Genomic DNA, 514 nt, shown 5'->3' on the forward strand with positions numbered 1-514 from the left:
ACCAGCTCGTGGCCGCGGAGCACGCGGGACGCGCCGCGACCCTCGTGCCGTCGCTGGACTGGGGTGCGATCACCCTGCTCCTGGTGCTGGGCGGGCTCGCCCTGCGCGGACGTGCGCTGCTGCCGGCCCTGGCCGGTCCGGCCGTCGGCGAGGCCGTCCCGCGCTCGGTGGTGACCCGCTGGCACGCCCGGGCCGTGGCGCCTGACGTGGGCGGCGGCCTGGCGCGGCAGCCTCGTGCTCCTGCTGCCCTGGTACGCCGCCGGCGTCTCGTGGCTGGTGACCCGGCTCGGCCTGGACTTCCCACAGGGCTCGCCGACGCGTGGCGCTACGCGTGGGCCGCGATGCCCGCCGTGTCGGTGCTCCTGGCCTGGTGGGGCGTCACCCGGCTGCGTCCGCGGTTCGGCTCGCTGCTCGTGTCGATGCTGCGTCTCACCGCGGCGGCAGCGGCCGCCGGCCTCTTCGTGGCCTACCCGGTCGCGCTCGGCTGAGGACGCTCAGCGCAGCAGCCGGCGGG

General features: G+C 77.6%; 1 protein-coding gene. It reads left to right on the top strand.

Annotated elements, in window-relative coordinates:
- Window positions 1–488: hypothetical protein (locus tag AC2W7G_RS18405; RefSeq protein WP_485869702.1), on the top strand; the 488-nt coding region annotated here is incomplete at its 5' end.
- Window positions 489–514: the final 26 nt, after the last annotated feature.

The organism is Aeromicrobium sp. PFPM2_SD2 (genome assembly GCF_057364525.1).